At 71.8% G+C, this 7,745-nt stretch carries 6 protein-coding genes; 4 read left to right on the top strand and 2 right to left on the bottom strand.

Translation table 11 applies throughout. The annotated features are described in order from the left end of the window. Positions 1 to 916: 916 nt before the first annotated feature. The 4 genes from ACLBYE_RS11480 to repB all read left to right on the top strand — a co-directional run bounded on the left by ACLBYE_RS11480 (position 917) and on the right by repB (position 5,891). A complete protein-coding gene (locus tag ACLBYE_RS11480; RefSeq protein WP_447694294.1) occupies positions 917 to 2,008 on the top strand; it encodes a replication protein RepA in 1,092 nt (363 codons plus the stop codon). A gap of 191 nt (positions 2,009 to 2,199) precedes the next feature. After that, positions 2,200 to 3,513, top strand: coding sequence for a plasmid replication protein RepC (repC, locus tag ACLBYE_RS11485; protein WP_447694295.1), 1,314 nt, complete (start codon positions 2,200 to 2,202; stop codon positions 3,511 to 3,513). A gap of 121 nt (positions 3,514 to 3,634) precedes the next feature. Next, a complete protein-coding gene (gene repA, locus ACLBYE_RS11490) occupies positions 3,635 to 4,810 on the top strand; it encodes a plasmid partitioning protein RepA (protein ID WP_447694296.1) in 1,176 nt (391 codons plus the stop codon). A gap of 4 nt (positions 4,811 to 4,814) precedes the next feature. Further along, a complete protein-coding gene (gene repB, locus ACLBYE_RS11495; RefSeq protein ID WP_447694297.1) occupies positions 4,815 to 5,891 on the top strand; it encodes a plasmid partitioning protein RepB in 1,077 nt (358 codons plus the stop codon). 126 nt (positions 5,892 to 6,017) lie between these two features. Here the strand turns inward: repB and ACLBYE_RS11500 are convergent, their stop codons facing one another. Both ACLBYE_RS11500 and ACLBYE_RS11505 read right to left on the bottom strand, forming a co-directional pair. Continuing rightward, entirely contained in the window at positions 6,018 to 6,473 is a 456-nt protein-coding gene (locus ACLBYE_RS11500; protein ID WP_447694298.1) for a hypothetical protein, read from the bottom strand. A gap of 179 nt (positions 6,474 to 6,652) precedes the next feature. Continuing rightward, positions 6,653 to 7,681: an amidohydrolase family protein gene (locus tag ACLBYE_RS11505; protein WP_447694301.1), complete on the bottom strand. Its 1,029-nt coding sequence runs from the start codon at positions 7,679 to 7,681 to the stop codon at positions 6,653 to 6,655. Positions 7,682 to 7,745 lie beyond the last annotated feature (64 nt).

The raw sequence follows: 7,745 nt of genomic DNA on the forward strand, positions 1-7,745 counted from the left end.
ACTTCGCAGGCGATGGGTGAACGGGACGCGCGGCCCGCGCAGGGGCGCACGGGGCGTCTATGACCGGCCCGGTGCCGACGCCCGTCGCGAAAGCGGCCCGAAGGCGCCCTCCCCTGCCCTCCCGGTCCCGCTCCGTATCGCGCCGATGTGTGCCGGACGGTCACCGACGGCGTTGTCGCGGGGCGCGACCGGATGCCCGACCCTCTCCGGGCCACGCGGACCTTGCCGGTCAGCGCCGCCACGGGCCGACGCGTCGCCGCACCAGCATCCTGATCCTGCGGTACGCGGCTCGCATCTGGGTCGTCCCTGCCGATCGGTTCACGCCGCCTCACGGGCTCGCCGGTGCCGGTCCGCCGCTGGAAGCGCGTCGGCGAGGTCCCGAGCAGGCCGGGTCGCCACCCTTCGTGCGGCTGATCGCCCGCCTCGCGTCGCTGGTCAGCAGCCTCCCGACGCGTCGGTGCCGGGCCTGCCGATGCGACCACTTACAAAAATCAGCGCGGACGGCCCGCTCCTGAGAAAACTCAGCGCGGCCCCGGCGGCATCCGGCGGCGCGGTCCCGCCGTTTCCGCAGCGGGACTTACAAAAATCAGCGCGGGTGGGTGCGCTTCCCGCGGTCTGGAGGGCCGCCAGGCGCGCCCGGGCGTCACAGACAGCGTGCGTGACGCTGAGTTTTGCAAGTGGACGGTCGGCGAGCGCTGATTTTTCGCACTCGCGCCGCCGCGACCGGCGCCAACGGCAGCCGCAGCCGTGCCGGGACGCCGCCGCGGCTCGACCGCAGCCCGGCGGCGCTGAGTTTTGTAAAGAATCCCGGTCGGCGCGCTGAGATTTGGAAACCCGGTGATTGCGCCCGGACGGCGACTCTCGCCTGATAGCCTCCAGGTTGCCCTGTGCTCGGCACGAGGAGAGCGAGACCGGCATGAACGCGGCAGAGACCCGCCAGCTGAGCCTGTGGGAGCAGAGCCTGCTGCGCCCCGAGGCCGGAGCCGACCGGCCGACGACCGGGCTCGGTCCCGCGCTCGACGGGCGCATGGACGTGTCGTTCCTCCACAAGGGCTTCTGCATCGCCGGCCTGCCGTTGCGCCGGCCCAAGAACACGATGGAGCCGTGGAACCGGCGCGACGGTCGCTTCTCGCTGACCGTCGAGCCGGCCCGGTTCGTCCTGCCCAACGGGCGCCAGATCGAGGTGGGTGTCCCGTTCGGCCCTAAGGCGCGCCTCCTCTCCATGTGGCTGGCCACGGAGGCCCGCGATCCGCGCCGGAGCGCCGGCGACCGCTGGATGGAGATGGGGCGGATCACCGAGTGGCTGCAGGCCGTCGGCTTGCCGGTCACGGGCGGCGAGCGGGGCTCGATCGGGCCGACCAAGGACCAGCTCGTCCGGCTGAGCTTCCCCATCTTCACGATGGTCCTGAACGGCGACGAGGGCGGCCACGTCTTCAAGCGCGAGAGCCTGATCGAGGGGGGCGCGTTCAAGGACGACGACCTCGAGGTCTGGGCCGGCGGGGGGCACAGCGCCATGCGCTGGCCGGAAGCGCTGATGCTCAGCCAGAACGCCTACGACCGATTCACGCGGCACTCGATCCCCGTGCCGACCGCCAGGCTGCGCCAGGTCGCCCACAACGCCATGGCGATCGATATCCTCGTGTATCTCTGCTACCGGCTGCCGCTGCTGTCGCGCGGGGAGAGCGAACTGCTGACGTGGCGCGATCTGATGGCGCAGTTCGGATCCTCGGAATTCGCCTCCCGTTTCAAGCAGGCCTTCTCGGAATCGATCAAGCGCACCCTCGACGCGTACCCGGAAGCCAACGTGGCGATGACGGCCGAGGGTCTGGTGCTGCGGCACTCGGAGCCGGCCGAGTTGCGGCGCGCCTTCGTCGCCGTCGCGGGGGGACCGACCCGTCGCGCCCGTGCCGCGCCGCGGGCGCGCAAGGCCGCGCGGGTCCCGGATCAGACGGGTTCCTGCGAGAGCTCGGCGGACCTGCTGACGCCGGCCGGTGCCGCGCGCGGCTGACGGCGGGCCACCCCCAACCCTCTAGACGGAGCAACCCGGCAAAAGAAAAGGCCCCCGAGACGTTCGCCCCGGAAGCCCTCTCTGTCGTCTGGACAACCTCAGAGAATCACTCCCGGACATCGCTGTCAACCACGCGACGCGGCCATCGCCTCGGCGGGCGCTGCTCTCTTGCCTCATCGCGGGCGAGGACCATGCATCCCGGACACGAACCCACGACGCCCTTCGGGCGGCGGCCGCTCTCGCTCGGCATGATGGCCGCGCAGGCGGCGGCCAAGGCCTGCCCCGACGACGCGGTCGGGCACAAATGGCGCATCTTCCGCGACGTGACCGAGGCCAAGGATCACCTCGCCGTCTCGGGCCGCGCCCTCGCGGTGCTGAGCGCGCTGCTCACGTTCCATCCCGAGACGACGCTGTCGCCCGGCACACCGCTCGTGGTCTTCCCGTCGAACCGTGAGCTGTCGTTGCGGGCGCACGGCCCGTCCCCGGCGACGTTGCGGCGCGCGCTGGCCCAGCTCGTTGCGGCCGGCCTGGTGATCCGGCGGGACAGCCCGAACGGCAAGCGCTACGCGCGCCGCGACGGTGCCGGCGCGATCGCGCGCGCCTTCGGGTTCGACCTGACGCCGCTCGTGGCGCGCGCCGGGGAATTCGCCGCGCTCGCCCGGGCGGTGCGCGCGGCCGCGCGCCGGCGCCTGCTCCTGCGCGAGGAGATCGCCCTGCACCGCCGCGACCTGTCGAAGATCCTCGCCCTGGCCGCCGAATCCGGATGGCCCGGGCCCTGGGCGGCGCTCGCGGACCGGTTCGCGGCCTGCGGCGGCATGCCGGGTCGGACCGCCGGCGAGCCTCACCTGCTCGCCGCCGCCGAGCCGCTGCGCGCGCTGCGCCGGGAGGTGGACAAGTGGCTGCCAAGTCCGGCGAATGCGCCGGAAATGGTCGGCACTGCGTCTCACGATGAGCGCCACCATCAGAATTCAGATCCAGATCCTGCTGACGATTCTGAACGGTGCCTCCGGCGAGGGCCGGCCGGAGCCGAGCGGTCCGACGTCACCCCCGCGCGCGGCCAGCCGCGTCCCCTGCCCTCGCCGCTCCCTCTGCCGATGGTGCTCGAGGCCTGTCCCGACGTCGTGCTCTACGCCCGCGACGGCATCCGGAGCTGGTCCGATCTGGCCGGCGCGGCCGAGGTCGTACGTCCGGCGCTGGGAATCGGCCCGGACGTCTGGGAGGCGGCCCTGGCCGCGATGGGGCGGGACCACGCGCTGGTCGCGCTGTCGGCGATCCTCCAGCGCGCCGCGTCGATCGGCGCGCCGGGCGCCTATCTGCGCGACCTGACGCGGAAGGCGCGCTCGGGCCGGTTCTCGGCCTGGCCGATGCTCTTCGCCCTGTGGCGCCTGCGCCGTCGAACGCCGGCCGAAAGTTCGGGCGGCTCCGACCGCATCGCGGGAGTTGACCGCGGTCAACACGGCCGCCCGCTCGGGAGCGGGGCGGAGCGACCGTCAACATTCTGTTAAGGTTGACTGTGATCTTGTCACGGTGCGGCGGCGTTTGCGGCCGCGAAAACCGTGACAGGAGTTCGGAACCGTGGCCAGCCCCGCGGCGCTCGCCGCCCTACCCTCTTCGGGGTCAACCTCCATGGCGATGCACGATCTGATCGCCGGCGACGCGCAGGCGCTGTCGGCCAAACTGCAGTCGCACCGGCAGCGGCTGTTCCCGCCCGAGGCGCGCAAGCAGCTGCGGCGCTTCTCGTCCGGCGAGGCCGCCAAGCTGATCGGGGTCGACGACGGCTACCTGCGGCGCCTGTCACTCGACGGCAAGGGGCCCGCCCCCGAGATCGGGCCGTCCGGGCGGCGGTCCTACTCGAGCGCCGACATCCAAGCGCTGCGCGGCATGCTGGACGAGGGGGCCAAGACCGGCCGGCGGTACCGGAAGGAGCGGCGAATTGAGGAGCATCTCCAGATCATCGCGGTGGTGAACTTCAAGGGCGGCTCGGGCAAGACCACCACGGCGGCCCATCTCGCACAGCACATGGCGCTGCAGGGCTACCGCGTCCTCGCCGTCGACCTCGACCCGCAGGCGAGCCTGTCGGCCCTGCACGGGATCCAGCCCGAATTCGACGTGCGGGACAACGAGACCCTCTACGCCGCGATCCGGTACGACGCGGCGCGCCGTCCCCTGAGTGACGTCATCCAGAAGACCTACTTTCCGGGGCTCGACCTCGTGCCGGGCAATCTCGAGCTGATGGAATTCGAGCACGAGACGCCGCGCGCCCTCCTCCAGCGGAGCAGCGACGGCGATTCGCTGTTCTTCACGCGCTTCGCCCAGGCCCTGGCGCCGGTCGCCGACCGCTACGACGTGGTCGTGGTCGATTGCCCGCCGCAGCTCGGCTACCTGACGCTGTCGGCCCTGTGCGCGGCGACCAGCGTGCTCGTCACCGTGCATCCGCAGATGCTCGACGTCATGTCGATGTGCCAGTTCCTGCTGATGACCTCCGAGATGCTCGGAGTCGTCGCCAAGGCCGGCGGCGATATGAACTACGACTGGATGCGCTACCTCGTCACGCGCTACGAGCCGACCGACGGCCCGCAGACCCAGATGGTGGCGTTCATGCGGACCCTGTTCGGGGAGCGCGTGCTCACCAATGCGATGCTGAAGAGCACGGCGGTCTCCGATGCCGGCATCACCAAGCAGACCCTGTTCGAGGTCAGTCGCGACCAGTTCACGCGCGCGACCTACGACCGCGCGATGGAGAGTTTGGACGCGGTCAACGGCGAGATCGAGGCGCTGATCCGCACGGCATGGGGACGCTGATCCGATGGCCCGCAAGAACCTCCTCGCCGGCCTGCTCGATCCGGCCGACCAGACCGAGTTGACCGCGGTCAACTCGCCCCGTGACAACGCGGCGGGCGGGCGATCGGAGCGGGGCCCCGCCCCGGCCGTTCCCAGCTTCACCGGCCGCGGCGCGGTCGGCGCGATGAGCCGGTCCCTGGAGCGTCTGACCTCCGAGGTCGTCTCGGCGCGCGCCGCGGAGGACCAGCTCAGGTCCGGCAGCGTCGCGGTCGATCTCGATCCGGGCCTCGTCGACCCGTCGCCCGCCCCCGACCGGCTGCCGGTGATCGACGGCCCCGGCGAGGACGCCTTCGTGGCCGTCATCCGGGCGCAGGGGCAGCAGACCCCGATCCTGGTGCGGCCCCATCCCACCGTCAGCGGGCGCTATCAGGTCGCGTTCGGCCACCGGCGACTGCGGGCCGCCGCCGCGCTCGGCCGACCGGTCCGCGCGCTGGTGCGGACGCTCACGGATGCCGAACTCGTCGTCGCCCAGGGTCAGGAGAACAACGCGCGGGCCGATCTCAGCTTCATCGAGCGGGCCGCCTTCGCCCTGACGCTGGAGCGGCTCGGGCACGGGCGCGACGTGATCATGGCCGCCCTGCTCGTCGACAAGACCGAGCTGTCGCGCCTGATCGCGGCGCGGCGCGCCCTGCCCGACTCCGTGATCGCCGCCATCGGTCCCGCCCCGAAGGCGGGTCGCCGCCGGTGGATGAGCCTCGCGGATCGCCTCGCCAGCCCGGAGATGCGGGCGCGCGTCGATGAGATCGTCTCCGCGGACGCTTTCGCGACCCTGTCCTCCGACCAGCGGTTCGTGCGCGTGTACGCGGCCGTGGCGCCGGCCCCCGCCCCGGCGCCGCCGGTGGTCCGCGCGGGGCCGGAGGCGGGGCTGGCGGAGGACGGGCGCCGCTTGGCGCGCGTCGAGCGGACCCCGACGACCGTGGGCCTGATCATCGACGAGACGCTCCATCCCGCCTTCGGCGACTTCCTCGTCGCGCGGCTCCCGGAGCTGTTCGCCGCGTACGAGCGCGAGCAGGCGCGCGGCCCGGAGCGATCCGGGCGCTGAGGTCGCGCCGCGCGGGCCTCGCGCGGCCGGGGCGGACCGGTCGCGAGGCCGCCGGTCCCCGAGATCCGCCGCGCGCGATCCGCCCGCACGGGGGAGGGGGCTCCGGCGCGCTGCGTGCGGTCCCGGCTACCTGCAGGCCTCGGCCCGCTTGTCGATCAGGCCGCGCAGCCCGGAGAGGCTGATCTCCTCCGTGATGGCCTCGTGCCATCGGTCCAGCAGGCGGATGCTGAAGCGCCGACCGGCCAGAATATCTTTCACTACGTCCCCGTTCAGCGTGATCACGCCGGCGTCCTGCATCTGCGCTGTGGGAAACGTCGCGTTCGAGACAGGTCCGTCGTCGATTCGATACTGATAATTGAAGATGGAATTCTTTGGCAGGCCGGTGATCTCGATGCGGTCGCCGACGATCTGGATGCGCGACCGCGCCTTCGGCGCCAGAACGCAGGCGGCGTCCCCGCTCGACGGGCCCGCCGCCTTCCTGAGCACCCAGTCGCCCTCGCCGGCGACCGTCTGTTCGGCCTCCTGAGCGTGGCCGAGGCCCGCGACAAGGCAGAGCGCGACGGCGCAGATCGTGACCCTCATGAACGACATCCCCGCTTCACCCGCCGGTCCGGCCCTGGGCCCAACATCGTTCGCGCGGCGTCGTCGTCGATCTGAGACACATGCGCCCGGTCACCGGCAGGCGCGCGCCGGCGGATCCGCGATCGGATCCGCCCCGCCTCTGCGGCTCCTCTGCGACTCCTCCGAGGCCCTCTGCGGCCCTACGGCGTCACGCCGGCCGACCGGAGCCGCGCCGCGAGGCGCGGATACACGCGCAGCGCGTTCCCGGCGTAGATCTTGGCCCGGTCCGCGTCCGGGATCGCCGCGGCCTCGACGTAGCGCTTGGTGTCGTCGTAGGCGTGGCCGGTCTCGGGATCGACCCCGTTCACCGCGCCGACCATCTCGGAGGCGAACAGCACGTTCTCGCGCGGGACGACCTTGAGCAGCAGGTCGATGCCGGGCTGATGGTAGACGCAGGTGTCGAAGAAGACGTTGCGCATCAATTCGGACAGCGGCGGCCGCTTCATGTCCTGGGCCAGCCCCCGGTAGCGCCCCCAGTGATAGGGCACGGCACCGCCGCCATGCGGGATGATCAGGCGCAGCGTCGGGAAGTCCTTGAACAGGTCCGAGGTCACGAACTGCATGAAGGCAGTGGTGTCGCCGTTGATGTAGTGCGCCCCGGTCGCGTGGAAGTTGGGATTGGCCGAGGCGCTGACATGCACCATGCCGGGCACGTCGAGCTCGACCATCTTCTCCCAGAGCGGGTACCAGAACCGGTCGGAGAGCGGCGGATCGGTCCAGTAGCCCCCGGACGGGTCCGGGTTGACGTTGCAGCCGACGAAGCCGAGCTCCTTGACGCAGCGCTCGAGCTCGGCCGTGCAGTTCTTGGGCGAGACACCCGGCGATTGCGGCAGCTGGCAGACGCCGACGAAGTTCTGCGGCATCAGGCTCGTCACCCGGTGGATCATGTCGTTCGACACGATCGACCAGTCGAGGCTGGTGCGGGCCGTGCCGATATGGTGGCCCATCCCGCCGGCCCGCGGCGAGAACAGCGCGAGGGAGATGCCGCGCTCGGACTGGAGCTTGAGCTGCCGCCCGCTCACGCTGGCGCGCACCGCGTCGTCGCTGACGTGCAGATCCGACGGCTTGGGGGACTGGCCCGGGTCGTTGAGCGCGCCGATCTGGCGCTTGCGCCAGTCCAGCATGGCGGCCGGCTCGGTGGTGTAGTGCCCGTGGCAGTCGATCACCAGACCCGTGTAGCGCGACGGCTCGGCCCGCGCGGCGCCGGCCGTCAGCGCCGCCGCCCCCAGCCCC

The organism is Methylobacterium sp. A52T (assembly GCF_053346095.1).